We start from the raw sequence: 25,434 nt of genomic DNA on the forward strand, positions 1-25,434 counted from the left end.
CCATGCCGCGGTGGTCCTTCCTTGGCGTTCATTCCGGGATCAGTTCGGCGGCTCGTTCGGTGACCTCATGGCGTAGAGCGGTCCATAGCGCGCGTACGGCCGGGTGCGTCACCGCCTCGCGGCGGACAGCCAAAGTGATGGGTAGCCGAATGTCGATCTCGTCGGCGAGCAGCCGACGTAGCTGCGTCCGCTGGGCCAGAAAAGCCGGCAGGACGCCGATACCGGCCCCCTGGTGGGTGGCTTCGAGCTGGGCAAAGACGTTCGTCGAGGAGAATGCCGGGGTCACTCCGGGAAGGTGTCGTTCGATGTCGAGGTCGCCGACCTGCAACATCGACTCGATGTAGAAGATGAGCGCGTGCTCCCGCAGCTCGGCCACCGTCTCCGGCCGGCCGTGCCGGGCGAGGTAGTCGTCGGATGCGTAGAGCCCCAGCGTGTAGTCGGTGAGGTGCTCGGTCACCAGGCGGCTGCTCGAGGGAACGCCGATGACGAGAGCGAGATCGAAGCCGGACGGGCGCAGCGCGAGTTGCCGTGTGGCGGTGATGAGCTCGACCTGGAGCCGGGGGTGCCGGCGGCGCACCCGCACGAGGGCGGGCGTGGCGAAGGCGGTGCCGAAGCCGTCGGGCGCGCTGACGCGCACCGTACCGTGCAGGGACGGCGAGTCCTGGCCTGCCACGGTGTCGACGATGCGGTTGAGGGCCTCCTCGATCGCGCGCGCGTTCTCCGAGACGGCTCTTCCGATGTCCGTCAGCGTCCATCCGTCCGTGCCGCGCTCGATGAGGCGCAGGCCGATGCTCTTCTCCAATGCGGCGATTCGGCGTGAAACGGTTGTGTGATCCACGCCGAGTGCGTCGGCGGCTGTCACCAGACGCCCGGTACGGGACACCGCGAGCAGGTAGCGCAGATCGTCCGCGCGGAGTTTGCGCGGATCGACGGGGCGGTGAGAGCCGACCGGCTGCGGGGTGTCGCTTCGGTCCGGGGAGTGGGGGTGCATGGCAAAACCGTATCTGCATTTCTGCACAGCGGGTGTGCGTCATTGGTGGTTGATTGCACACGGCGCGAGGCCACACAGTCAAGGCAGTGGGCGTGACACGCCCCGCCGTTCTTGCCGAAAGGGCCCACCATGGTTGCCAGCCTTTCCCTCCCGCGGATCCTGCGCGTCGGCCGCGGCGCCGTCGGTGAACTCGGCGACGTCATCACGGGACTGGGCCTGCGCCGCCCCTTGCTGGTGACGGACGCCTTCCTCGCCGGAACCGGCGCGGCGGAACGACTGATGGCGACGCTGAGGGACGCCGGACTGCGGCCGCGCCTGTTCGCCGACACCGTGCCGGATCCGACGACCGACTCGCTCGGTGCGGGCCTGACGGTGCTGCGGGAGCATCGGGCGGACTCGGTGATCGGATTCGGCGGTGGCAGCCCGATGGACACCGCCAAGGCCCTCGGCCTGCTGGGTGTCCAGGGCGGGCGGATGCGGGACTACAAGGCCCCGCGCACCAACCTCGGTCCGGCGCTTCCGGTGATCGCGGTCCCGACGACCGCGGGCAGCGGCTCGGAGGCCACTCAGTTCACCATCATCACCGACAGCACCACGGACGAGAAGATGCTCTGCCCGGGGCCGGCGTTCCTGCCGGTCGCCGCCGTCGTCGACTTCGAACTGACCCTGTCGATGCCGCCCCGGCTGACCGCCGACACCGGCGTCGACGCGCTCACGCACGCCGTCGAGGCGTACGTGAGCCGCAAGGCCAATCCGTTCTCCGACGGCCTTGCGCTGAACGCGATCCGGACCATCGGCCACCACCTCCGCAGCGCCTACGCCGACGGAGGAGACATCGAGGCTCGCGAGGCGATGATGCTTGCCGCGACCCAGGCCGGCATCGCCTTCTCCAACTCCAGCGTCGCGCTCGTGCACGGCATGAGCCGCCCGATCGGCGCTCACTTCCACGTCGCCCACGGTCTGTCGAACGCGATGCTCTTCCCCGCCGTGACCGCGTTCTCCGTGCACGCCGCCGAGAGCCGGTACGCCGACTGCGCCCGTGCGTTCGGAGCCGCCGCCGAGGGCGACAGCCACGCCACGGCCGCCGAGAAGTTCGTGGCGGCGCTCCACACCCTGTGCCAGGACCTTGACGTGCCCACCCCCCGGGCCCACGGCATCGACAGGGCCGAGTGGTTCCGCCTGTCGCCCCTCATGGCCGAGCAGGCACTCGCGTCCGGATCCCCCGCCAACAATCCCGCCGTACCCACCGCAGACGAGATCGAGGGCCTCTACGCGCAGATCTACGCCTGACGCCCGGCGGACCGTGTCCCACGTGGTGCGTCGGTGGAGTCGTTCGTGGCGGGTCAGCGCGCCCTGACCGACCGGCGATCCCGCCGATGACCACGAACGCCCGACCGGGACCCGGTCGGGCGGTGCGTGATCGCGGGCGGAACCACCATGGCGTGGCGCGCCCTCTCGGGCCTCGCCGGCACCCCGATGTCAGCTCGCGGCGGGTTCTGGCACGGGCTCGGATTCGGGCCGGATCGGCCGCTCCGCGGCGGGCGCGGGGGCGTCGCGCACGGTCAGCAGGACCAGGACACCAGCCGCGATGCCGAGCACCCCGCACACCACGAACGTCCGGTCCAGACCCGCCGCGAACGCCGCGCGCAGGGCATCCAGCACGCTCTCCCGGGCGTCGGCCGGCGCCGCCGCCGTGATACCACTCGCCCGGCCGCCGCCCAGGGCCTCGGCGGCGGCGTGCGGGTCGCCGATCGACTCGGCGTCGCGCAGCGAGTGCGCCGCGCCGTCGCGGAAGAGCACACCCACCACGGCGATCCCGAGCGCGAAGCCCAACTGCCGGAAGGTGTTGAGCGCGCCGCCGGCCATGCCGGCCCGGGCGGGCGGGACGGAGGCCAACGCCGCACCGGCCATCTGCGGCATGGCCAGCCCGACCCCGACGCCGGCCAGGATCAGTCCGGGGAGCAGTGCGGTCGCATCCGATCCGGCCCCGACCAGGGTCATCGACAAGCTGCCGGCCCCGATGAACACCGCACCCATGCCCAGCGGCCACTTCGGTCGTACGCCGTGCAGGAACCGGCCCGCCAGCGCGGACGCCACGAACGACATGGCGGCCAGCGGCAACAGCGCGAGCCCGGCCTCGACCGGGCTGTAGCCGAGCACCGACTGAAGCCAGACGGACATCTGCGGGAACGCCGCGAACGCGGCGAACTGGATCAGCAGACCGGCTGCCATGATGCCGCCGAACGATGCCCGGCGGAACAGCGCGAGGTCGATCATCGGTTCCGCCACCCGGATCTCGGCCGCCACGAACAGGCCGAACGCGAGCACGGCGCCGACGAACACGGCGAGCGTGCCGCGATCGGCCCAGCCGTCGGCGCCCGCGCGGATGAACCCGTAGGTGAGCAGCGCCGCGCCAAGGGTGAAGGTGGCCATGCCGAACGGGTCCGAGCGGGCCGAGCGATTCCCGTGCGACTCGGTCAGCACCGACCAGGACAGCAGCACGGTCAGCACGCCGATGGGCACGTTGATCAGAAAGATCGCCTCCCAGCCGAGATGTTGCGTCAACAAACCGCCCAGAATGGGGCCCACCGCGGCGGCGGCCCCGCTGACCGAGCCCCAGACGCCGAACGCGACGCCCCGGTCGCGGCCCTGGTAGGCGTGTCCGAGCAGGGCGATCGTGGTGGCGAACATGGCCGCGCCGCCAACGCCTTGCAGAGCTCGCGCCGCGATCAGGGTCGCCGTGTCGGACGCCAGCGCGCACAGCAACGACGCGACGGTGAACAGCACCGTGCCGCCGCCGTAGACCCGCCGCCGACCGACCCGGTCGGCGAGCGACCCGGCGCCGAGCATGAGCGCGGCCAGGGCGAGGGAGTAGGCGTCCAACACCCATTGCAGGCCGGTGTACGAGGAGCCGAGGTCGGCGCCCATGTCGGGCATCGCGACGATCACGATCGTGACGTCGACGAGCAGCATGAAGGATCCGAGACAGACCGCGAACAGCGGTCCCCACTTGCGCACGATGACTCCTTGGCGGGTCGGCCGAATCGGCCGGACCGGGTGACGAGACGAGACAGGCGCGACGCGGGCGGTGGTCCGCCCGCGTCACTGACGGAAACAGTCGCGGATTCGCGAGACCCAGTCGAGAACACGCCCATTCTCCGGCGGATTTCGACCATTGCTAGGCTTCGGCAGGTGGAATTCATCGAACTCGACGCCGTCGATCTCGGCATCGTGCACGCCCTCGACCTCGACGGTCGGGCCCCCTTCGCGCGGATCGCCGACGTGCTGGGCGTGTCCGACGCGACCGTGGTGCGGCACTATCGCCGCATGCGCGCGAGCGGTGCGCTGCGGGTGGTCCCGATCACCGACACCCGCCGCACCGGCCAGAGCGCGTGGGTGCTGCGGGTGCGGTGCGCGCCGAACGCGGTGGACGCGGTCACACAGGGACTGGGCCGCCGGCCGGACGTGTCCTGGGTACAGGTGCTGGCGGCCGAGACCGAGGTGATGTGCGTGGCCCGGCCGAAGGGCCCGGACGTCCGCGGCGACGAACTGGCGCGACAACTGGGCCGGGTGGCCGGGGTGATCGGACTGGAGACGCACTGCCTACTGCGCACGTTCGTCGGTGGTCCGATGACCTGGCAGGGGCAGAACATCGGCCTGACCGCGGATCAGGCCGACGCGCTGCTCCGGGCCGCGCCGCAGGTGTCCCGGGACGGTCCGCCTCCGGCGTGGGTGGACGGCGACCGCGAGCTGTTCGCGGCCTTGGCCAAGGACGGACGCACCTCGTACGCCGAACTGGCTCGGGCCTGCGGGACTTCGGAGTCGGCGGCGCGCCGACGGGTGGAACTGCTGCGCGCCACCGGCGTGTTGTACTTCGAGGTGGAGACGGACCCGGCAAATCTGGGATACGGCCTGTGCGTCTTCATGTGGATGAGCGTGCGGCCCTCCGCGCTGGAGGCGGTGGCCGAGGTGGTCCGGGCCGATGGCCGCGTGGTCTTCGCCGCCGCCACCACGGGACGCGCGAACTTCCTGCTGAGCGTCATGTGCCGGGACACCGGCGACCTGTACGACTTCCTCGCCCGCTCACTGGGCTCGGTGGACGGAATCACGAATGTGGAGACCACACCGATCGTCGACACGATCAAACGCGAGGGCCCGATGCGCAGCGCGCGTCGGCGGGGCTGAACACCACCGAGGCCACCCGGACGGGTGAGCCGGGCCGGAACCGGATCGTCGCCCGGGGGTCATCGGCCCTCGCGCGTGGCCCTGGTCGGCCACTCGGCACGCTCCGCCTCGGTGGCCGCGGGCGGCAACCACACCTCCTTCACGGCCACGTCGACGTCCAACTGCTCGTCACGCGCCTTCCAGACGCGCCCGAACCCTCCCGAGCCGAGGCTCTCCACCAGGAGATGGCGGCCGGCGATGCTCCGACCCGGCCGTGTCGATGCCACCGACGTCGTCCCCGATCTACGACTCCCGTTCGCACCTGCACGGCCACGATGGGACAGCTCGATCTCGATCATGTGCCGTTTTACGTGCCGACGGTCGGTGTGCCCGCGTCGATGCCGAGCATTTTGGCGGAGAGGACCACTTCGTCCATGGCGCTGGTCGCCACGACGTGGTCCTCGGTCGCGAGGATCCGGTCGAAGTTGGCGAAGTATTCGCCGGGCGTCGCGCTGCCGGGATCGGCGGAGAGGTAGCCGGGCGCCACTCCCAAAAAGACTCGCGCGGCGCGGCCCGCCCCCACGCTGAACGTCTCGCCCGTGCACGGGACGTTCTCATCCGCGAGCACCGCGACGAACGGCGCGACGTATTCGGCCTTGAAGAAATGTGCGAGGAGGGTCCGCAGTCCGTCGTCGGGGATCTCGGCGGTCAGCCGGGTGTACGCGGTCGGCATGACCGCGTTGACCTTGATCCCATGGGCCACGCCGTCCTGCGCGAGGGCTCGGGTCAGACCGAGGACGCCGGCCTTGGCCGAGATGTAGTGGCTGGTGTGGGGGATGCCCAGGACCGATGTCGACGACGAGTTGACGACGCGTCCGTACCCCTGCGCCCGCATGACCGGCCATGCGGCGCGGATCATCTCGACGGTGCCCCAGTAGTGCACGTCGACCATGCGGCGGAACTCGGCGTCGGGGATGGCGTCGATCTCCCCACCGCCGGAGATGCCCGCGTTGTTGACCAGGATGTCGACGCGGCCCCAGGTCTCGACCGCGGCGCCGATGACGCCCGCCGCGTCGGTGGTGATGTCGCGCGTGTCCGCGCGCGCGGTGCCGCCCGCCGCACGGATCTCGGCGGCCACCTGCTCGGCCGCGCCGAGGTCGTCCGCCCCGGCCGGGTCGTCGGCGGGCGGTTCGCCGTGGCTGCCGCCGCCGAGGTCGTTGACCAGGACGCGGGCGCCGAGTCGGGCGAGTTCGAGGGCGTAGCCGCGGCCAAGCCCGCCTCCGGCGCCGGTGACCACGGCGACGCGGTTCTCGAAGTTCATATCTGTCTCTTCCTTTGTCGGCGGGCCTGCCGGTGGGTCGGTGTGCGGTTGCGCCGAGTGGCGCGGTGGCTCAGTGGACCGTGAGGCCGCCGTCGATGCTGACGATCTGGCCGGTCATGAAGCTGCCCGCGTCGGAGGCGAGGAGCAGGGCCAGTCCGGTCATCTCCTCGGGGTCGGCCATGCGCTTGAGCGGGGCCGCGTTGGTCATGCGTTCCTGCATGTCGGGTGTCGTCTTGAGGACCATGTCGGTCTTGACGGTGCCGGGCGCCATCGCGTTGACGCGGATGTTGTGGACGGCGAGTTCGCCGGCCATCGTGCGGGTGAAGGCCACCAGCGCGGACTTGCCCGCCGCGTACAGGCCCTTGCCTTCGGCGCGCGTGAACACGGCGGCGCTCACCACGTTGACGACCGATGCGCGGCCACTGGCGATCAGGTGCGGGAGCGCGTACTGGACCAGGAAGACCGGGCCGCGCAGGTTGACCGCGAACGACTTGTCCCAGGCTTCGGGGGTGATGTGCCCGACGGGCTGGGCGAGTTCGTTGGCGGCGTTGTTGACGATGATGTCGAGGCGCCCGAAGCGCGCCACAGTGGCATCGACGAGGGCCTCGAGCTGGTCGAGTTCGCCGAGGTGGGTGGCGACGTCCAAGGCCTGCCCGCCGGCCGCCTCGATCTCCTCGGCCACGGCCTTGCAGGCGTCGGCCTTGCGGCTGGCGATCACGACCGCGGCACCGGCGCGGGCGTAGGCATGGGCGATGGCGCGGCCGATGCCGCGGCTGCCGCCGGTCACGATGGCCACGCGGCCGGTGAGGTCGAATCGGTCGGTCACGAGGTCCTCTGTTCGTCGGTTGGTCCGAGGTCGGTGCGGGGTGCGGCGTCGAGGCCGGCCCCGGCGGCGGCGTCGCGCCAGCGTGCGGCGAACCGCTCCAGGAGCTCACCCAATTGCTCGCGTTCGGCCGGGTCCCAGTCGCGGACCGCCCAGGCGATGTCGGCGAGCCATGTGCCGCGCACCCGGGCGCGCAGGAGCAGGCCTGCCTCCGTGACGCGGACCAGGCTGGCCCTGCGGTCGGCGGGGTCCGGATCGCGCGCGACCAGCCCGGCGACCTCGAGCGGCCGGACCTGGCGGCTGGCCGTGGACTGGTCGACGCCGAGGCGCACCCCCAGTTCGCTGACGCCGAGGGGGCCTTCGCGTTCGAGGACGGACAGGATCGACAGTCCGGACTGGTGCAACTCGACGCCGGCGACCGCCAGCAGCCGGTTGCGGTAGCCGGGCAGCCGCGCCATGTCGGCCACTTGGCCGACAAACGCTTCGATCTGGCGCACGGCTCGTTCGTCTGACATGGCGTCACCTTTGCATGCATCAGTACATGGATACAAGGCCTTCGCGAGCAGTGTTGTCAGGCGGGCCCAGAGCCGAACTCCCGGGGGACCGCGCACCGCGACCGGGACGATCCGGAAGCACCTGATCCGGGACTCGGCGGGCGCATTGGTGCAATAGGCGCATTGGCGCAGTAGAGGTCACGCGGTCCGCACCCGCACCGTCCTTGAGCCAGGCATCGGCGTGGACTTTGGACAGCCAATGTGCGGAATGGTAAAAATGTCACATCATGGGGCCTTTTAGTCGATCGTCCACGTCGCGGCCTCGTCGCTTCCCCTGGTGGCGTTCGCGGCTGCCGGACAAGGCGGGCCCCGATCCGGCTCCGCCCGACCACCCGGCATCTGTCCGACGACGATTCCTGCCGGGCCCGCGCAGCCTCGCGGGCCAGATGTTCCTGCTCCAGATCGCGGTCGTCCTGCTGCTCGTCATCGCGGCCGTGGCCGCGCTGGTCCTGCAGGCCCGCCGCGATGTCGAGCGGGATGCACGCCGGCGGAGCCTGGACATCGCCGAGTCCTTGGCGGACGCCCCGGGAATGGTCCCCGCGTTGCAGAGCCCCGACCCCTCGGCCGTGCTGCAACCGATGGCCGAACGGGTCCGCCAGGCGACGGGCGTCGACTTGATCACGATTCTCGGTCCGACCGGGGTCCGCTTGGCCACGCCCTACCCGGAGCTCCTCGGTCAGCGAACCGACGACGACATGCCACGATTCTTCGCCGAAGGCACGGTGACCTTCAGATACCCCACGGACCAGGGCGATGCCGTCATCTCGGCGGTCTCGGTGTACGGACCCGACGGCGCCCCGCTCGGCCTTGTGGGGGCGGGGATCACCGTGGCGAGCGTGAACGACGCCGTGTACCGCCAGTGGACGCTGCTGCTCGGCGGTGCCCTCGGCGCACTGGCCGTCACCGCGGGCGGGGCCGCGGTGATCAGCCGCCGCCTGCGTCGGCAGACGCGTGGGCTCCAGCCCGCCGAGATCACGCGCATGTACGAGCACCATGACGCGGTCCTACACGCCGTGCGCGAGGGCGTGCTCATCACCGATGCCGACGGTCGCGTACTGCTCGCCAACGACGAAGCGCGGCGTCTGCTCGACCTGCCCGAAGACGTCGAAGGCCGCAGCGCAGCCGAACTCGGATTGGATCCGGCGCTGACCGAGTTGCTGGCGTCCGGGCGGGCCGCCACGGACGAGGTGCACCCGGCAGGCGATCGGCTGCTCGCGGTGAACAGCCGCCCGACGGCCCCGTACGGTCCGGCCGGCTGCGCGGTGACCCTGCGCGACTCCACCGAACTCCAGGCGCTGACCGGTCGCGCGGAGGAGACCCGGCAGCGGCTGAACCTGCTGTACGAGGCGAGCATGCGGATCGGCAGCACGCTGGACATCATGCGCACCGCCGAGGAGCTCGCCGAGGTCGGCGTGCCCCGGTTCGCGGACATCGCCACCGTGGACCTCCTCGACCCGGTCCTGAGCGGCGCCGAACCTTCCGGCCGTGCCACACGCATGCGGCGCGCGGCGAACCGTTGGGCCGACGCGGATCGGCCGCCGCCGCTTCATCCGATCGGCGATCTGATCGACTTCGGGCCTACGACGCCGATGGGAGCCGCGCTGACGGCCCTGCGGCCCGTCCTGGAAACGGATCTGGCCGCCGCCGCCGAGGGTTGGCGTACGCAGGACCCGGAACGCGCGGACCGCGTGCTCGCCTACGGCATCCACTCGCTGATCTCCGTGCCGCTGCGGGCCCGCGGCGTGGTGCTGGGCATGGCGACGTACTGGCGGTGCAACTCGTCCGAGCCGTTCGACGCAGAGGACGTCTCCTTCGCCGAACAGCTCACCGCCCGGGCGGCGGTGTCGATCGACAACGCCCGTCGATACACCCGCGAACACGCCATGGCGGTGACGCTCCAGCGGAGCCTGCTGCCCGGCGGGCTGCCCGAGCCGGACGCGCTGGACGCGGCGTACCGCTACCTGCCCGCGCAAGCGGGAGTCGGCGGGGACTGGTTCGACGTCATCCCGCTGCCGGGCGCGCGGGTCGCGCTCGTCGTGGGCGACGTGGTCGGGCACGGACTACACGCGGCCGCGACGATGGGGCGGCTGCGCACCGCCGTCCACAATTTCTCCGCGCTCGACCTCCCGCCCGACGAAATGCTCGGCCACCTCGACGACTTGGTGGCCCGCATCGACCGCGAATCGCACGACCCGGACGACACCCGGCAGATCACCGGCGCCACGTGCCTGTACGCCGTGTACGACCCGGTCTCCGGCCGCGCCACGGTCGCCCGCGCGGGGCACCCCGGTCCGGCGCAGGTCACACCGGACGGCGAGGCCTCCTTCCCGGACGTTCCCGCGTCGCTGCCATTGGGCCTCAACGGCAGCCTGCCGATCGACTGCGTCGACCTGGTCCTGCCCCACGGGTCGCGCCTGGTGCTGTTCACCGACGGCCTGGTCGAGGACCGGCGCCGCGATCTCGACACCGGCCTGCGGATGCTGGAGACGGCCCTCGCCTCCGCCGGCGCCGACGCGACACCCGAACAGACCTGCGACACGGTCATGGGAGCGATGCTCACCGAACGTCCCAGCGACGACATCGCACTGCTGGTGGCCCGCACGCGGCTGTTCGACCCGGCGCGGGTCGCGACGTGGGACGTGCCGTCCGATCCGGCGGCCGTGGCCGGCGTCCGGGCCGCATGCGCGCGCCAACTCCAGGCGTGGGGCTTGGGTGAGATCGATTTCACCGCGGAACTCGTCCTCAGCGAGCTCGTCACCAACGCCATCCGCTACGGCATCCAGCCGATCCGGGTCCGGCTTCTGCGCACCCGCACGCTCGTCTGCGAGGTCTCCGACGGAAGCAGCACTTCCCCGCACCTGCGCCGTGCGGCCACCACCGACGAGGGCGGCCGAGGCTTGTTCCTCGTGGCGAAGTTCGCCGAGCGCTGGGGCACCAGATACAACCCGCAGGGCAAGGTCATCTGGGCCGAACTGCCGCTGGACCGGGGCGCGGAGCCGCTGGGCGATGTCCTCACGGACGCCCTCCTCGACCAATGGGACGACATCGGCTGAGCCCCCTCCCAATCAACAACCAAGGCGCCACGATGCGCCCACTCGATGCCGCAGCTGCCGACGGGCCCACTGACCTCGGGCCGGCGACTGCCCATCCGAACCGTGTGTCCCCACCGACCTCCAACGGGCCCAAGCCCCAGCCGGGGTGGAGCACGGCGGCGCGTCGGGGCATCGCGGCCTCCGGGTTGCACGGTGGCAACGGGCCGGCGGTGGCTCGCCGATGCCGGCAGCCTGTGCACTCGGCGACCAGGTGGGGCGCCGAGTTGGGAGCGTCGTGGATCTGCAACGCATCACCGGGCCCGGGCTGGGCATCGGTCGATCGGTTTTGGTGTTGCTCGGCTGCGTGGTGGTGTTCGCCGCGGCGGTCAGCCTGCGCAACGCGTTCGACGACGACAGCGACCCGCGGCCGCCGGTACACGAGCTGAACGTCAACTCGACGTCTTTCACGGCGTGGCCGTTCACGGTCGATCGGGCCACGTTGCAGTGCCTCGACGGTCGATCGGTCACTCTGCTCGCCGACGGCCGGCAGTACGCGCTGAACGGCGCGGCGACCCAGGCCGGATACCCGGCCGTGGATCCGATCCGGCGTGAGGACCCGAACGTGCCGGGCCTGCGGGTGGACCTGGCGACGGCTCTGTCGTTCGGGCAGTCGCTCTGCGGGTGAGCCCGCGGCCGGGGAAGGCCGCGGGCTCGGTCGTGATCCGCGAGGGGTGACGGCGGGCCACGACCGGCTCCATGAGCCCCGGTGGCGTGAGTTGCAGTGGGTCGCCCCTGGTCCGGATCACCCCGTCGTCGGCGCCGGCCGCGTTGGCCGTGACGACAGGGCGTCACCCGGGAACCGGGCTGCCCGAACGGTGGTTAGGCCGACTGGAAGGTCGCGGCGAAGTCGGTGGGGCTGTAGCGCTGGAAGTTGTTGTCGGAGAAGAACTGGAAAGCCGGTTGCAGGCGACCTCCCACCTCCAAGGTGTCGACTCGAAGCTCTCGGCGGTGTGTTCGGGCATGCCGAGCACACGACTTTCGGGCATGCCGAGCACACGACTATGGACAACTCGGGTAGGCAGACGACACTACCCGGCCCTCCGTCGCCGGACCTGCGGCAGCGCCGTCTCGACCACCACCGGCGTCCTCGCATGCGCTGACCGGCGGGCTGGTCCCTTCGTTGCCCGGGTGGTTACCAGCCGGTGACGCGTTCCCAGAAGGTCTGAATCGCCGGTGCTGTGTTCGTGGTCGGTGTGCCGTCGACTACGTGGTAGCCGCGGTGCTGGGCGGCGGTGGCGCAGGCGTGGTTGGGCAGGATGCGCAGGCGAGTGCCGATGGGCAGGTCGGGCAGGTGGGCGCCGTCGCGGGCGGTGAGGGTGCCGTGTTCCTGGCTTGCGGCCGTCATGAGCAGGCCCGGAATGAGGTTGCCGTCCAGGTCGGTGACCAGGCCGTAGCCCTGGTCCTGCGGCTGGACGGCGGTGCCGCGGTCGCGGGACATGGCCATCCAGCCGCCGTCGGTGACGATCCACCCGTGTTCGCGGCGGTGGCCGATGACGGTGACGACGACCGACAGGGCGAGATCCTCGATCTGGCAGATGCCGATGCCGGCCATCACCAAGTCGAAGAAGACGTAGTTTCCCGCGCGCAGTTCGGTGACTCCGTCGAGGTCCTCGGCTGCGTGGGCCGTGGGGGTGGAGCCGACGCTGACGGTGGTCACGGGCAGGCCGGCCGCGCGCAGCCGCTCGGCCGCGGCGACGGCGGTGTCGCGTTCGTTCTTCGCCGCCAGGCGCCGTTCCTCGGCGGTGTAGGCGAAGTAGGACTCGCCCGCGTGGGTCAGCACGCCGTCCAGACATCCCGCGTCGTGCAGGATGCGGCCGATCTCGGGGAGCGCGGGGGCGTCGGGCTTGAGGCCGCCTCGGTGGCCGTCGCAGTCGATCTCGATCTGGGTGGGGACGGGAAGGCCGGCCCGGCGGGAGGCTTCGGCGACGAATGCCGCCTGCTCGATGCTGTCCAGCAGGATCCGCAGGGTGACACCGCGGCGCAGCAGCGCGAGGACGCGCGTGAGTTTGTGGGGGTCGATACCGACGGCGTAGGTGATGTCGAGGTAGCCGCCGTCGGCGAACGCCTCGGCCTCGGCCAGGGTGGAGACGGTGACCGGGCAGGGTGCGTCGTGCGCGAGGCCTGCGACGTCGAGGCTCTTGGCCGTCTTCACATGGGGGCGCAGGGCGACTCCGAGCCGGTCGGCCCTGGCTGCCAGTCGTTCGATGTTGCGCCGGGCCTTGTGGACATCGACGACGGCGAACGGGGTGTCGGGGTCGGCCAGGCTCCGGGTGGCGTGGGGGCTGGTCACCCTTGCGGGGCTGTTCACAGAGAGATGTCCATCTTCTTCAGAAGGGCCAGGCCCAGGTACAGGTCCTGCACTCCGATGCCGGAGCTGTCGAAGACCGTGATGTCGTTGTCGTCGGTGCGTCCCGTGGCGTGGCCGGTGAGGACCTCGCCGAGCGGGGTGAGGACCGCCTGCGCAGGGGCGTGCTGGCTTTCGCCCATGCGGCGGGCCTGCTCGGGCAGGTCACAGAAGACGCGGGCGCGCCTGAACAGTTCGGGTGGGAGTTCCCGTTTGCCGGGGGCGTCTGCGCCCATGCAGGAGATGTGCGTACCGGGGCGGACCCAGGCGGCCTCGAACAGCGGCGGGGCGTCGGTCGTGGCGGTGGTGGCGGTGACGATCACATCGGCCCGGGAGCAGGCTTCTTCGGCGTCGACGCTCCGGGCGGCGTGTCCGTTTGCGGCCAATGCCGCGGTCGTCTGCTCGGCGCGCTCGGCAGTGCGCCCCACGACCAGGACCTCGGCGATGGACCGCGTGCGGCTGACCGCCGCCACCTCGTAGGCCGCCTGGTGGCCGGTACCGAAGACCGCCAGGGTGGTGGCGTCGGCACGGGCCAGCAGGTCGACGGCGAGGGCGTCGGCCGCGGCGGTCCGGTAGGCATTCGCGGTGCCGACCTCCAGGACGGCCGCGATCCTGCCGTTCGTCTGGTCGAAAAGCAGCAGGGTGGAGTGGTGGCGCGGCAGTCCGTGTTCCGCGTTGTCCGGCCAGTAGGTGCCGATCTTTACCCCGGCGTGCGTCGCGGATGCGGATGGCTTGAGGGTGAACCGGTTGCGCGGGTCGGACCCGTGCACGGCGAGGCTGGGAAAGGACGTGCCGTCCACCGTCGCGGCGAAGGCTGCGCGGGCCGCTTCCATGGCCAGGTCCTCGTCCACGAGCGCGGCGGTCTGCTCTTCGGTGATGTACAGCAGGCGGCGCGCAACCGGTGGCCGGCCGGAGCCGGCCGCAACCGGTGGCCGGCCGGAGCCGGACGAGGGAGCGGGCACGGGGCGGGTGGTCGAACCGGCGGCGGTCACGAGGCGCCTTTCACTTGATGTAGTTGTAGACGGTCGCCCGGGACACGCCGAGCAGGTCCGCGATGTTCTGCGCGGCATCGCGCGAGTCGAAGTGGCCCTCCTGATGCAGCTGCCGCACGAGTGCCTTCTTGCTCTCCCTGCTCAGCGACCGAGGGGTCGCCGCGCGCTCCGCGGCCAGTTCCTCCACCACCCGGCGCAGCTCGCGGGCGTTGCGGTCCCGGAGGGTTTCCAGGGACTGGTCGCGGTGCTCGGTGTCCGTGGCCACGAGGTTCGACAACGCGAGTGTCACCGGCGACAGCACCGACACGTCCAGGTTCAGGCAGAGGGCCGCTACGTACTCGCCGGCGGCGTTCTTGATCCCGATGGACGTGCTCTTGGCCGGGCGGCCGTCGGGGAACTGGTTGGGGTAGTTCTGGATGACGCTGGGGTAGCTCGGGTCCTCGATGCGGGCCAGGCCCAGCTCTGTAACCGAATCCCCGACCTTGCGGCCGGAGAGGTTGTTCTCGATCGCCCGGATCGCATGCTGCGGATCCCGCAGGTCATGCAGAACCACTTCGCACAGGCCCGGAAACATGCGGCCCAGCGCGACGGCGATCGATTCGACCTCACGGATGAGGTGCTCGTCCGCCTCGGCGGAGGTCGCGGCAACCACACCCGTGCGCTCGGCCGTCTCCGGACCATCGACGTGTTCCATGTGGGCCCTTCCAGCTGCTGCGTTGTATTTATTTTCTATTCTTAGACAGTTAGTCTAAGGAGGCGGTTCGGTGGTTGTCCAGCAGGCCCGTCAGTTCAGTCGCGAAGCGACCCGGGCGGGGTGCGGCATCCGGTCCCGGCGTGTCGGCAGTCGCCGACACATCGCGCCGATCTTGCACCCGTCGCGAGATGCTCCGACGGAGCCGAAGTCCTGGCAGCCGATGCAAGGTTGATCGTGACGTGTCGGTGGCCGACGACACTCGACTCGTGAAAAGTGTCGGCGCCTGCGGAGTCTTTGAGCAGGCCAGAAGCCCTGGCGAGACCACGTCAACCGCCGACACAGCGGCCCGACACCGCGGCAACATTGCTCCGGTCCTGTGAACGGCGCGCGTACACGTGGACCTGAGGTGCCCGAGGTGGAGCGAGTCCTATTGTGAACTCTCAAGCCCTTCATCCCCTGTCGGTCGGCAACAAGGCTTCTGATCTGCGCTTTCCGACAGGGACTGAAGAACGAGAGGGCGGCAGTAGGGACTGAACCGCGTCCCTGACGTGACGCAGCACGGGCACTGCGGAGTCGAGGCCCGGGCACCCCGGCCGGGGTGTGCCGGCCCTGACGCTCGTGCCTGGGAAAGCAGCCCGCCGGGCCATCGTGAGGATCGGCGACCCTTCTCGGGACGCATCCCGCGGGTCCGAGTGTTCATTCCGGGTCACACACTGCGGCGGAAATGCGAGCCTCTCGCATCATTACGAGCCATGACCGCAACCGCAGTCCTCAGGGTTGCTCGTGCTCCCCGGAAGGTTGACGCAATGCCCGTGCGAGGTGGTCGCTGATCAGGACCCGGGTAGCGCTTGCATGATCGCGTGCCAGGGGGTGGCGTCGAAGATCAGCCGGAGCTGCTGATACGGCCTTGGGCCAGGCGGAAGTGTTCGGCGGTGCATTGGACACCGACCGCGGGGATGGTGGTGTGAACGTCGTAGACCAGCGTGGCTTCGTCAGCGGCGTAGAGCTCGCTGACGAGGTCGACGCCCGAGACCATCTGCAAGAACATGCCCAGCCCCGCGAGGTGTTCGTTCCTGTCGTCGGAGGCGGTGAGCGGGCTTCGGAAGTGGAACGGGTCGGCCAGGGTGCGCGCTGCGGCATGTATGTCCCCGCGGAACCGGGCCTCGTGGTAGGCGCGGACGGCGTCGCCGGCGGCGGCGGTCGAGGGGGCGATCATTCGGGCGTGCCTCCGTCGCGGGTTTCGAGGCGGGCGGCGATGCGCTGCTGGTTCTCGACGATCCGCAGGCATAGGTGGCGTAGTTGGGCCAGTTCGGCGTTGGTGAATCCGTGGAACACCGCTGACATCGCGCGTTGGGTGGGGGCCCGGAAGTCGTCGAGCCAGGTGCGGCCCACGGGAGTGACGCGGCCGAGGACGGACCTGCGGTCACGCGGATCCGGCACCCGCTCGGCGAGCCCGTCTCGTTCCAGGGTGTCGAGGAGACCGGTGACGTTGCGCGGGCTGACCCCGGCCGCGCGCGCGAGGTCGCCGACGTTGATGCCGGCCTCTCCGGCGGTGCGCAGCCTAAGGAGGGCGTCGAGTGCTCCGGCGCTGAGCCCGCGGCCTTCCGAGCCGTGGGCTCGAAGCCGCTCGACTGCGTTGTGCGCGGCGCGTGCGGCTGCTGCGGCCTCCAGGCGGAGGGTGTCGCCGTCAGCGGCGAACTGGGCCATGGAGTTGCGTACTTGGGGGTCGTAGAGGAGCCCGTCGGCGTCCGGAAACAGCTGCTCCGATTTGTTTGGTGCAGCCACGCCCCGGCAAAGGGTCAGCGGTCGACCAGCGAGGCTCGTCGGGGCCATGCGGGGCCGCTCCTGGAGAGCACCGGGGTGGGGAGCTTCGGCAGGCAGGTCTGTCCCATCACCTGACGGAACGTCGCCGACGCCTGTCATCGGTGCTGCTGCGCAAAGTGTCCCGTTGCGAGCCGTGTGCACGACCTCGTGTGCCCGCGCGGCACCGGAGGGTACCGGCCCGGCTGCGGTATCGGGGGTGGTGTCGCGGACACGCGGCAACGGCCCGCACAGCGGCAAGGCATGGGGCCGGACCCTGGACGTGCGCGATCGTCACCAACGGCCGTGTCGCACTGCAGGAAGCGAAGATCAGGACAACTGGACCGACAGGCACATCCATGGCTGGGGAAGCAGCCGGCGATCCCACCGAGGAGCACGACCAGGTACACGATGCCCACGAAGGCGTTGGGCGACCCATGGTTGCCCAGGTTCGAGACGGTGGCGCCGAGCCACCAGGACTGCGCACCGTCCAGCAGGCTGATCGGTGAGAAGAGGCCGAACCAGCCTTCCGCCGAGTAGTTGCCCCGGTTGTAGGCGACGCCCTGGAGGGCGCGGACCGCCCCGTAGGAGATGGTGATCACCGCGATGATCGTCGAATCCGGTCCGCGATCGTCTCGATCCACTGGTCGGGCCGGCACCATCCGAGGACGCCCTACGCGGATGGTGCCGGCACTCGATCCCTTTGCTCAGGCCACGCGCGAGGACGCGCGCCGACGTCGAACCACCACGGTGCCGACACCGGCCACAGCACCACCACCGATCAACACGGCTCCCGCCGCCGACCAGGCGTCGTCCTCGGCGACAGGCCCGAAGCCGGTGTCCACTCCGCCGACGGGCGTCCGACCCGTCACCGCGTCGGCCGCCTCGGCCGCCTCGACCGCACCCGCGGGGGCTGGGGCGGTCGGGCTGGTCCCCGGCGCGGCGACGGTGCCGGGGGTGGACGCGGTCGACGCACCACCGGGGGCCGAGGGCCGGTCCTCGCAGGCCAGGTTGTCGTTGTCGGCGTCCAGGCGTTCAGGGTCTGAGGGGTCGAGGTCGAACGCGGCCTGGGCCAGTTCGCGCGTGGCGAAGTCCACGCAGTCCCGATCCACCGGCGCGGCCTGCGCGAAGGAAGCCATCGGCAGCACGGTGAAGGAGGCCAGGACGGTCGCGCAGGCAGCGTGACGAATACGCACGACACAACTCCAATACGGAAGGTGATCGAACGGTCACGACGATCATCCGCCGCGGACGACCACCACGCCACCCGAGAAGTTGGGCGCATTCCCGAAGGCCACCGCACCGCCACCGCACCTCACCGGAATGCCCGGACACCAGGAGTGGTCCCGGCAGCCGGCATGCTGCGCGAGGATTCCGGCGACCAGGAGGGTGCCGAACGCCTGCTTACAAAGCCGCCGACGCCGGAAATCCACACGTGTTCGTTCGGCTGGTCATCCTGCGAAAGGAAGCCGGAGACCGCGAGAGTGCCGAACGCTTCGCCCGCGAAGCCACCGACACCGACACCGACAGAAGAACCGTACGCGCTCGCTACGCTGGCCGAACTACGGGAAAAGGCGGGGGATTAGGCCGGCGCCGAACGCCTGGCCCGCGAAATCGCCGACGACGCGGGAGAGCCCCGTTGTGGCGCAAGCCGGATCCGAGTGATCGAGAACGACCACGACCATGTGTTCGCGCGTGGCCGCGGACATCCGCCGCGAGGGCCGCGACCGGGTCGATGCGGGCTTCCACCAGAAGACCCGACTGACCGACCTCGGCCCGGCCCAAGGACACGGAACCAGCCTGGAGTTCGTCCTCGACGACGACTACTTCCCCGACGCATCGGTACTCCCGCTCGACCCCACCCCGCGATCGAGACCATGCTCGACACACCCACATGGGAAAGCAAAACCAAAGTCCGCGGCCAGGTCGACCTCCGTATCGAGGACCGACGCTCCGGTTCGCGCGTGCTGCGGACGGTCCTGCCCATAGGCACCGGCCGGTGCGCGGGCTGCCACTTCGACTGCCAAGACCCGTTGGCGGCAACCGGCCCGCCGCCACCCACCCCAACAGCGTAGAGCGGCGTGCCGGTTCAAGACACGCGATGAAGAGCGGGCCGCGCGATGGGCCCTCGTCCGGGTTCTCGATCACGAGGTGGTTGTCGTTGACGTCGTCAGGGCTTGGGCAGGATGGGTGAGGCGACGGCACCCTGGGACGGCAGTTGCGCCACGATCGGATGGTCCCGTCCGATCGGACCGAGCTTCGAGCTGCTGCCAGGGGCGCCGAGGTCGGAGAAGAACTCGGCGTTCACGGTGTTGAAGTGGCGCCATTCCTGCGGGGTGTCGTCTTCGAAGAAGATCGCTTCGACCGGGCACACCGGCTCGCAGGCGCCGCAGTCGATGCACTCGTCCGGGTGGATGTAGAGCATGCGCTCTCCCTCATAGATGCAGTCGATGGGGCACGCCTCGATGCATGCGTTGTCCTTGACGTCCACACAGGGCGAAGCGATCACAAACGTCATCGAACTGCCGTCCTCTCCGGGTCGTTCCTGCTTGCCGTTCCGACGCGGCCGACCGTAGGGCCTCAAGTAATGTTGAGGTCAAGAGGAGGCTTTGCATGACGAGTTACCGTTCCGGTGAGGTTCGAGCAGGCCCGGACGACTGGCTGAGCATCGGCGAGGTGAGCTCCCGGACCGGGGCAGCCGTCTCCGCTCTGCGGTTCTACGAAGAGTTCGGCCTGATCGCGTCCGAACGCGACGATCGCAACCAACGCCGGTATCCGCGGCACATGCTTCGCCGAGTCGCATTGATCTCGGTGGCGAAACGCATCGGCATCCCGTTGCTCGACCTCCGAGAGGCGTTCGCCGATGTGCCGCTCGACCGTCCGCCCAGTCACCGGGAGTGGCAGCGCGCCTCGCGCGGCTGGAGGCGTCGGCTGGAGGAGCGTCGGCAGACCATCGAGCGACTCGAGGCCGAGCTCACCGGGTGTATCGGCTGCGGATGTCTCTCGATGAAGGCATGCGCTCTGCTGAACCCCGGCGACGCGCTCGCCGGGGATGGTGCCGGACCCCGACGACTGTGAGAGACGGACTGTCGCAACAGAGGGTTCGGCGCGGTTGCCGCGCGGTGTCAATGGCCTTCGAGTCCTCCACGCTGATCAGCTGGTCGGCGTCGGCTGGAGACCGGTGATCACGCCTCCGGCGCTCGTTGACGGAGACCCCTGAAATCGGCTGTGGCGGAGTCTTCGGATGCTGTTGGTGATCTTCAGGCCGGGAGCCCTCGCGGTGCGCATTCACCGGTGAGGACGCTCGATCCCCGGCCGGGGGCTCTTGCTTCGTCGCGTCACGAGTGGCCGGCCGCGTCCTATCCGCTGGTCCACGTGGGCCACGGGTGGACCACGCGAGGAGCCCGGGAAGATCAGCAACAGCATCCGGGGACTTGAGCCAGAGCCCGAGTATGGGCATGGGGGTCAGGTGGTGCGGTAGACGATGGAGGGTGTCGCCAGTGCCGCCGGCGATGGCGGGTGCCGACATCGGGGCCGGCGCCGGAAGGTCGAAGGCGTAAGCGGGCAAGGGTTCGTCGGGACCGTGGATCGGATCGACGGGCTGTCCGCCCGGGCACTGTGCTGCGATAAGCGCGGCGCCGGCGACGGCTTCCTCCGCTTCGGTGAGGTAGCCGTCGGTCGTGATGGTGCGGGTCAAGATGGTCCGAGGAAAGGTGCTGCTCATGCCACTGAAAAGCTTTGCGCGTACTGCCGTCCGGATGATGGGGTGGCACGGTGATCAGCCACGATGAGCCGGAGGCCGTCCGACCGTTGACACTGGCTTGGGTGAGCCGGCATCTGGAGGTCGGCGCACGGATCGTCGGAACCGAGGCGCTGCACGGCGGCATCACTGCCGAAACGCGAAGGCTGACCATCGGCACGCGGGACGGAGGCACCCGTGACCTGGTGCTGCGGACCTTCGTCGGCCCGTTCTATGTGAAGCACGCCGAGGACTGGCTGAACAGGGAGGCCGGCGCCCTGACGCTGCTGGCGGGGACCGACGTGCCGGCTCCTGGACTGGTCGCGGTTGATCCGACCGCCGCGCATTGCGAGTATCCGTCGCTCCTTATGACACATCTGACGGGCCGGACGGTCCTCGATGATGAGGGGTTGGAGACGCGCGTCCCTCTGCTGGCCCGCCAACTTGTAGCGATCCACGCGTTGCGACCCGCCGAGCGGCCCCGGGAGTACGTGGCGTGGACAACCGCCGACACCGTCGTGGTTCCAAAGGGCGCCGACGCGGCGGCATGGGCCGCGGCGATCGACGTGATCCGCAAACCCGCGCCGCCCTATGAAGGGCGATTCCTGCACCGGGACTTCCAACCCGGCAATGTGCTGTTCGACGTGCTGCCCTCGAGGTCAGCGGGTGCGCGGATCACCGGCGTCGTCGACTGGGCGGCCACCTCCTGGGGCCCGGCGGATCTCGATGTGGCGCACTGCTCCACCAATCTCGCGCTGCTGCACGGCCCGGCGTGGGGTCAGCGGTTCGCCGAGGCGTATGAGGAGGCCGGCGGGGTGCCGGCCGCGGCCGCGAGCGAGCGGCTGTACTGGCGGGTGCGGGACGGACTGGCGTGCTCAGAAGAGGTGCAGTTGGTGGCGCAGGCATGGCGGGAGGCAGGGAGGGCAGAGCTGACGACGCGAGCCGTGGAGGAGCGGCTGGGTGCCTATGTCACCGCCCTGATGGACACGCTGGGCTGAGCCAAGGCGGTCCGGGGCGCGGGCCCGGCTTCCACTCACAAACGTGATCACCCAGGCCGGTGGCTTCGACGTCGTGCTACCAGTGCATCCCACTGGCCCGCAGGCGCCGGTTCCGGCGTGCCGAAGGTCCAATCTGACGTCTCCGCCGACAGCCCACTGCCGTCATGGGATCTGGCCCAGGATTTGTGCACCGCACACAGTGGCCAACAATCGCTGCCCATGGCCACCTGACGCCGACCGTCGCAACAGGGTCGGTTGGCAAAGTTGATCTTTTCGAACTATTGTCCGAATAAGAGGTTGTTTTCGGACAAGGGGGTGGGTGAGGGCGGAGGTGCGCCGTGGACGGTTTCACGCACCTCCACACGGCCTCGGGCTACTCGGCCCGGTACGGTGCCTCGCATCCGGAGGATCTGGTGGCGCGGGCCGCCGAGCGCGGTATGTCGGCCCTGGCGCTGACGGACCGCGACACCGTCGGCGGCGCGGTGCGCTTCGCGGGGGCGTGCGCGGTGCACGGAGTGCGCCCAATCCTCGGCGTCGACGTGGCCGTGGCCCCCGCCGTGCCCGGCACGCCCCGCGCGGAGCGGCGCCGAACGCCGGTACGCGGCGGAGCCCATGTCGAACGACCCCCGCTGCGCGTGACTCTCCTCGCCCGGGACGGCGCCGGCTGGGCGCGGCTGTGCCGCCTGGTCTCGGCCGCACACGCCGCCGGCGGGCCGCCGGTGGTGCCGTGGTCGGCGCTGCGCGAGCACGCGGGGCCGGGGCTGACCGTGTTGCTCGGCCCGGCCTCGGAGCCGGTCCGAGCGCTGTCGGACGGCCGCCCCGACACGGCGGAGCGGTTGTTGGCGCCGTGGCGTGAACTGTTCGGCGACGCGCTGCGCTTGGAGTGCCTGTACTACGGGTTGTCGGGGACCGGGCCGGGCTCGCTGCGCCTGGCCGCGCGCACCCTGCGGCTCGCCGACCGGACCGGGGTCGCGGCCGTGCTGACCAACGCCGTGCGCTACGCCGACCCCGACCAACACAAGGTCGCCGACATCCTGGACGCCGCCCGGCTGCTGCGCCCCATCCGCTTCGCGTACCCGGCCTACCTCGACCCGCGCGAGCGCTGGTTGAAGGATCCGGCGGCGATGGCCGCGATCGCGGCACGGATCGCGGATGCCGCCGGGGCCGGGCCCGACCGCGCCCGAACACTGCTCGCGCGGACGGCGGCGACCGCGGACGAGTGCCGGCTGCACCCGGTGGAGGACCTGGGCCTGGGCGGCACGCACTTCCCCGAACCGGCCGTGGTGGGCGCCACGCCCGACTCGGCCGCGCGGGTGCTGCGCGAGCGCTGCGAGGCCGGGATGGTCCGGCGCGGCCTGGACCGCGACGAGGCGGCGCGGCAGCGTCTGGCGCGGGAGTTGGAGGTGATCGCGCGGTTGCGGTTCGACACGTACTTCCTCACGGTCGGCCAAGTGGTCGCGGATGTGCGGAAGATGGGCGTGCGGGTGGCGGCGCGCGGGTCGGGGGCGGGGTCGATGGTGTGCCACGCGTTGGACATCGCCACCGCCAACCCGCTGGACCACGGCCTGCTGTTCGAACGGTTCCTCTCCGAGCGTCGGTCGTCGCTGCCGGACGTCGACATCGACGTGGAGTCCGCCCGACGCCTGGACGTCTACCGCAGGATCTTCGAACGGTTCGGGAGCGAACGGGTCGCGGTGACCTCGATGCCCGAGACCTACCGGGCCCGCCACGCCCTGCGCGACGTCGGCCTCGCCCTGGGCCTGGCCGCGCCCGACATCGACCGCATCGCCAAGTCCTTCCCCCACATCCGGGCGCGCGGGATCACCGCGGCCCTCGCCGAGCTACCCGAGCTGCGGCCGCTGGCGGCCGAGGCCGCGCGGTACGGGCCGCTGTTCGAACTCGCCGAGAGGTTGGACGCGTTGCCGCGCGGGATGGCGATGCACCCGTGCGGGGTGATCATCACCGACGCCACCCTGCTGGACCGGTTGCCGGTACAGCCCACGCCCGGCGACGGGTTCCCCATGGTGCAGGCCGCGAAGGAGGAGGTCGAAGCCCTCGGACTCATCAAACTCGACGTGCTGGGGGTGCGCATGCAGTCCGCGATGGCACACGCCGTCGCCGAGGTCGAACGCACCACCGGCGCACACATCGACCTCGACGATCCGCACCAGGTGCCGCTCGACGACTTCTTCGCGTTCAAGATGATCCAAGCGTCCGACACCATCGGCATGTTCCAACTGGAGAGCCCCGGACAGCAGGACCTGTTGAGCCGCCTGCAGCCGCGAGGCGTGCAGGACGTCATCGCCGACATCAGCCTCTTCCGTCCCGGACCGGTGGCCGGCGGCATGCCCGAGCGGTACGTCGCCGCCCGCCACGGCGCCGCACCCGAGTACCCCCACCCCGACCTCGAACCGGTCCTCGCGGACACCTACGGCGTCACGATCTGGCACGAACAGATCATGGGTTTGCTGTCCGTCATGACAGGTTGCGACCTGGCACTGGCCGACGTCGCCCGCCGCGCGCTCGGCGACCGGGACCGCCGGCCCGGGCTCCGGGCCTGGTTCCACGATCGCGCCGCCGCCCGCGGTTACACCCCGGACGTGCGCGACGAGGTGTGGCGGATCGTGGAGAGCTTCGGGTCCTACGGCTTCTGCCGGGCGCACGCGGTGGCGTTCGCCGTCCCGGCGTTGCAGAGCGCGTGGCTCAAGGCGCACCATCCGGCCGCGCTGTACGCGGGGTTGCTCGAGCACGACCCGGGGATGTGGCCGCGTCGGGTGATCGTCGCCGACGCCCGCCGCCACCGGGTGCCGATCCTGCCCGTCGACGTCAACCGCTCCGAGTCCGGCCACACCGTCGAGCAGGCCGGGGACGGAACGTGGGGGGTGCGCCTGGCGCTGTCGGCGGTACGCGGCATCACCGACGAGGAGTGTGCCCGGATCGCCGCCGGCCGGCCCTACACCTCCCTGTCCGATTGGTGGCAGCGCGCCCGCCCCACCCTGCCCACCGCCGAAAACCTCGCCCGCATCGGCGCCCTCGACTCCGTCCACGACGGACACCTGACCCGCAGGGACCTGCTCCTGCAACTGCCCGAACTCCACCGCCGGACCCGCGGGGTCGGCGACGGGCAACTCCCCCTCGACGACAGCCGGCTCGACGCCACCCACCCCAGCGGACTGCCGGAGATGACCATCCGCGAGGCCGTCGGCGCCGAACTCCACGTGCTGGGCATCGACGTCACCCGACACCTGATGGAGCACCACCACCGGCTGCTCCGCGAGATCGGCGCGGTCGACGCCCGACACCTCGCCGAACTGCGTCCCGGCCGGCAAGTCCTCGTCGCCGGAATCCGGGCCTCCACGCAGACCCCGCCGATCGCGTCCGGGAAACGGGTCATCTTCGTCACCCTCGAGGACGGCTCCGGCCTCGTCGACCTCGCCTTCTTCGAGGACTCCCACCCGGCCTGCGCACACACCGTCTTCCACTCCGGGCTGCTCCTGGTCCGCGGCAAGGTCCAGGTCCGCGGGCGCCGCCGCACCATCGTCGGCAGCATGGCCTGGGACCTCGAGGAAATCGCCGCCATCCGCCGCGACCACGGACCCCAAGCGGTACTGAACCTGCTCGGCGCCCCCGCCCCGCACCCCACCCCCGCCCAACCCCGACGCGTCCTCGTCCACGGCACCGGCGCCCGCCAACACCCCTACGCCGACCTCCAACCCCCCGGACAGCGCTCCGCCGACCTCAGCCGCTACGGCCACCGCAGCCCCGGAAGCCCCGGCTGAGCACCCGGGAGATGGCCGCCTCGCCGATGGACACCCTCAGCGAGGACCGCGCCCTCTCCGACGTCCACGACGACGACCAACGAGCCCTCGATGCCCTGGTCGAGACGAAAGCGCCTTCCAGGCGTACTACCTGACGCTCGCCC

Annotated in this window: 20 protein-coding genes; 7 read left to right on the forward strand and 13 right to left on the reverse strand. The window is 70.7% G+C overall.

Translation table 11 applies throughout. From position 1 onward, the window contains the following. Positions 1-28 precede the first annotated feature (28 nt). Complete coding sequence (locus OG928_RS00915) at positions 29-991, reverse strand: LysR family transcriptional regulator (RefSeq protein ID WP_406277610.1); 963 nt, start codon at positions 989-991, stop codon at positions 29-31. Between the two features lie 129 nt (positions 992-1,120). Between OG928_RS00915 and OG928_RS00920 the strand changes: the two genes are divergently transcribed. Further along, positions 1,121-2,281, forward strand: coding sequence for an iron-containing alcohol dehydrogenase (locus OG928_RS00920; RefSeq protein WP_406277613.1), 1,161 nt, complete (start codon positions 1,121-1,123; stop codon positions 2,279-2,281). Between the two features lie 189 nt (positions 2,282-2,470). On the opposite strand, the gene OG928_RS00925 is transcribed toward OG928_RS00920, so the two are convergent. After that, entirely contained in the window at positions 2,471-4,009 is a 1,539-nt protein-coding gene (locus OG928_RS00925) for an MFS transporter (protein ID WP_406277616.1), read from the reverse strand. A 174-nt stretch (positions 4,010-4,183) separates the two neighbouring features. Here OG928_RS00925 and OG928_RS00930 point away from each other — a divergent pair, with 174 nt between their 5' ends. Next, the gene (locus OG928_RS00930) at positions 4,184-5,176 is read left to right on the forward strand and encodes an Lrp/AsnC family transcriptional regulator (protein WP_406277619.1); all 993 of its coding nucleotides are present in this window, start codon (positions 4,184-4,186) and stop codon (positions 5,174-5,176) included. 59 nt (positions 5,177-5,235) lie between these two features. Here the strand turns inward: OG928_RS00930 and OG928_RS00935 are convergent, their stop codons facing one another. The 4 genes from OG928_RS00935 to OG928_RS00950 all read right to left on the reverse strand — a co-directional run bounded on the left by OG928_RS00935 (position 5,236) and on the right by OG928_RS00950 (position 7,814). Next, entirely contained in the window at positions 5,236-5,442 is a 207-nt protein-coding gene (locus OG928_RS00935) for a hypothetical protein (protein ID WP_406277622.1), read from the reverse strand. An 80-nt stretch (positions 5,443-5,522) separates the two neighbouring features. Next, positions 5,523-6,476 (reverse strand): SDR family NAD(P)-dependent oxidoreductase, encoded by a 954-nt coding sequence (locus OG928_RS00940; RefSeq protein WP_406277625.1) that lies wholly within the window; start codon positions 6,474-6,476, stop codon positions 5,523-5,525. A 70-nt stretch (positions 6,477-6,546) separates the two neighbouring features. Next, complete coding sequence (locus tag OG928_RS00945; RefSeq protein WP_406277628.1) at positions 6,547-7,302, reverse strand: SDR family NAD(P)-dependent oxidoreductase; 756 nt, start codon at positions 7,300-7,302, stop codon at positions 6,547-6,549. After that, entirely contained in the window at positions 7,299-7,814 is a 516-nt protein-coding gene (locus OG928_RS00950) for a MarR family winged helix-turn-helix transcriptional regulator (RefSeq protein WP_406277631.1), read from the reverse strand. The genes OG928_RS00945 and OG928_RS00950 overlap by 4 nt, the downstream gene beginning before the upstream one ends. 425 nt (positions 7,815-8,239) lie before the next feature. On the opposite strand from OG928_RS00950, the gene OG928_RS00955 reads away from it, so the two are divergent. Next, on the forward strand, positions 8,240-10,906 hold the full coding sequence (locus OG928_RS00955; protein ID WP_406277634.1) for a SpoIIE family protein phosphatase: 2,667 nt from the start codon (positions 8,240-8,242) through the stop codon (positions 10,904-10,906). 274 nt (positions 10,907-11,180) lie between these two features. Beyond that, positions 11,181-11,570, forward strand: coding sequence for a DUF2511 domain-containing protein (locus OG928_RS00960; protein WP_406277637.1), 390 nt, complete (start codon positions 11,181-11,183; stop codon positions 11,568-11,570). A gap of 507 nt (positions 11,571-12,077) precedes the next feature. Here OG928_RS00960 and OG928_RS00965 read toward each other — a convergent pair. The 7 genes from OG928_RS00965 to fdxA form a co-directional block, all read right to left on the reverse strand. Beyond that, entirely contained in the window at positions 12,078-13,253 is a 1,176-nt protein-coding gene (locus OG928_RS00965; protein ID WP_406277640.1) for a DSD1 family PLP-dependent enzyme, read from the reverse strand. Further along, positions 13,250-14,281 carry an ornithine cyclodeaminase family protein gene (locus OG928_RS00970; RefSeq protein ID WP_406277643.1) on the reverse strand — a complete coding sequence of 344 codons (1,032 nt, stop codon included), beginning with the start codon at positions 14,279-14,281 and terminating at the stop codon, positions 13,250-13,252. The genes OG928_RS00965 and OG928_RS00970 overlap by 4 nt, the downstream gene beginning before the upstream one ends. Before the next feature lie 10 nt (positions 14,282-14,291). Further along, positions 14,292-14,975 carry a transcriptional regulator gene (locus OG928_RS00975; RefSeq protein WP_406277646.1) on the reverse strand — a complete coding sequence of 228 codons (684 nt, stop codon included), beginning with the start codon at positions 14,973-14,975 and terminating at the stop codon, positions 14,292-14,294. Between the two features lie 883 nt (positions 14,976-15,858). Next, on the reverse strand, positions 15,859-16,191 hold the full coding sequence (locus OG928_RS00980) for a nuclear transport factor 2 family protein (protein WP_406277649.1): 333 nt from the start codon (positions 16,189-16,191) through the stop codon (positions 15,859-15,861). Then, entirely contained in the window at positions 16,188-16,760 is a 573-nt protein-coding gene (locus OG928_RS00985; protein WP_406277652.1) for a MarR family winged helix-turn-helix transcriptional regulator, read from the reverse strand. The genes OG928_RS00980 and OG928_RS00985 overlap by 4 nt, the downstream gene beginning before the upstream one ends. Positions 16,761-17,482: 722 nt before the next feature. Beyond that, positions 17,483-17,971, reverse strand: coding sequence for an excalibur calcium-binding protein (locus OG928_RS00990; RefSeq protein WP_406277655.1), 489 nt, complete (start codon positions 17,969-17,971; stop codon positions 17,483-17,485). A gap of 974 nt (positions 17,972-18,945) precedes the next feature. After that, positions 18,946-19,293, reverse strand: a complete 348-nt coding sequence (fdxA, locus tag OG928_RS00995; protein WP_406277658.1) for a ferredoxin — start codon at positions 19,291-19,293, stop codon at positions 18,946-18,948. Positions 19,294-19,388: 95 nt separating this feature from the next. On the opposite strand from fdxA, the gene soxR reads away from it, so the two are divergent. The 3 genes from soxR (at position 19,389) to OG928_RS01010 (ending at position 25,291) form a co-directional block, all read left to right on the forward strand. Then, positions 19,389-19,853 (forward strand): redox-sensitive transcriptional activator SoxR, encoded by a 465-nt coding sequence (gene soxR / locus OG928_RS01000; protein ID WP_406277661.1) that lies wholly within the window; start codon positions 19,389-19,391, stop codon positions 19,851-19,853. Positions 19,854-20,600: 747 nt separating this feature from the next. Next, entirely contained in the window at positions 20,601-21,512 is a 912-nt protein-coding gene (locus tag OG928_RS01005; RefSeq protein WP_406277663.1) for a phosphotransferase family protein, read from the forward strand. Between the two features lie 338 nt (positions 21,513-21,850). After that, on the forward strand, positions 21,851-25,291 hold the full coding sequence (locus OG928_RS01010) for a DNA polymerase III subunit alpha (RefSeq protein ID WP_406277666.1): 3,441 nt from the start codon (positions 21,851-21,853) through the stop codon (positions 25,289-25,291). The last annotated feature ends 143 nt before the right edge of the window (positions 25,292-25,434 follow it).

It is taken from the genome of Embleya sp. NBC_00896 (assembly GCF_045207785.1).
Classification (GTDB): Bacteria; Actinomycetota; Actinomycetes; order Streptomycetales; family Streptomycetaceae; genus Embleya.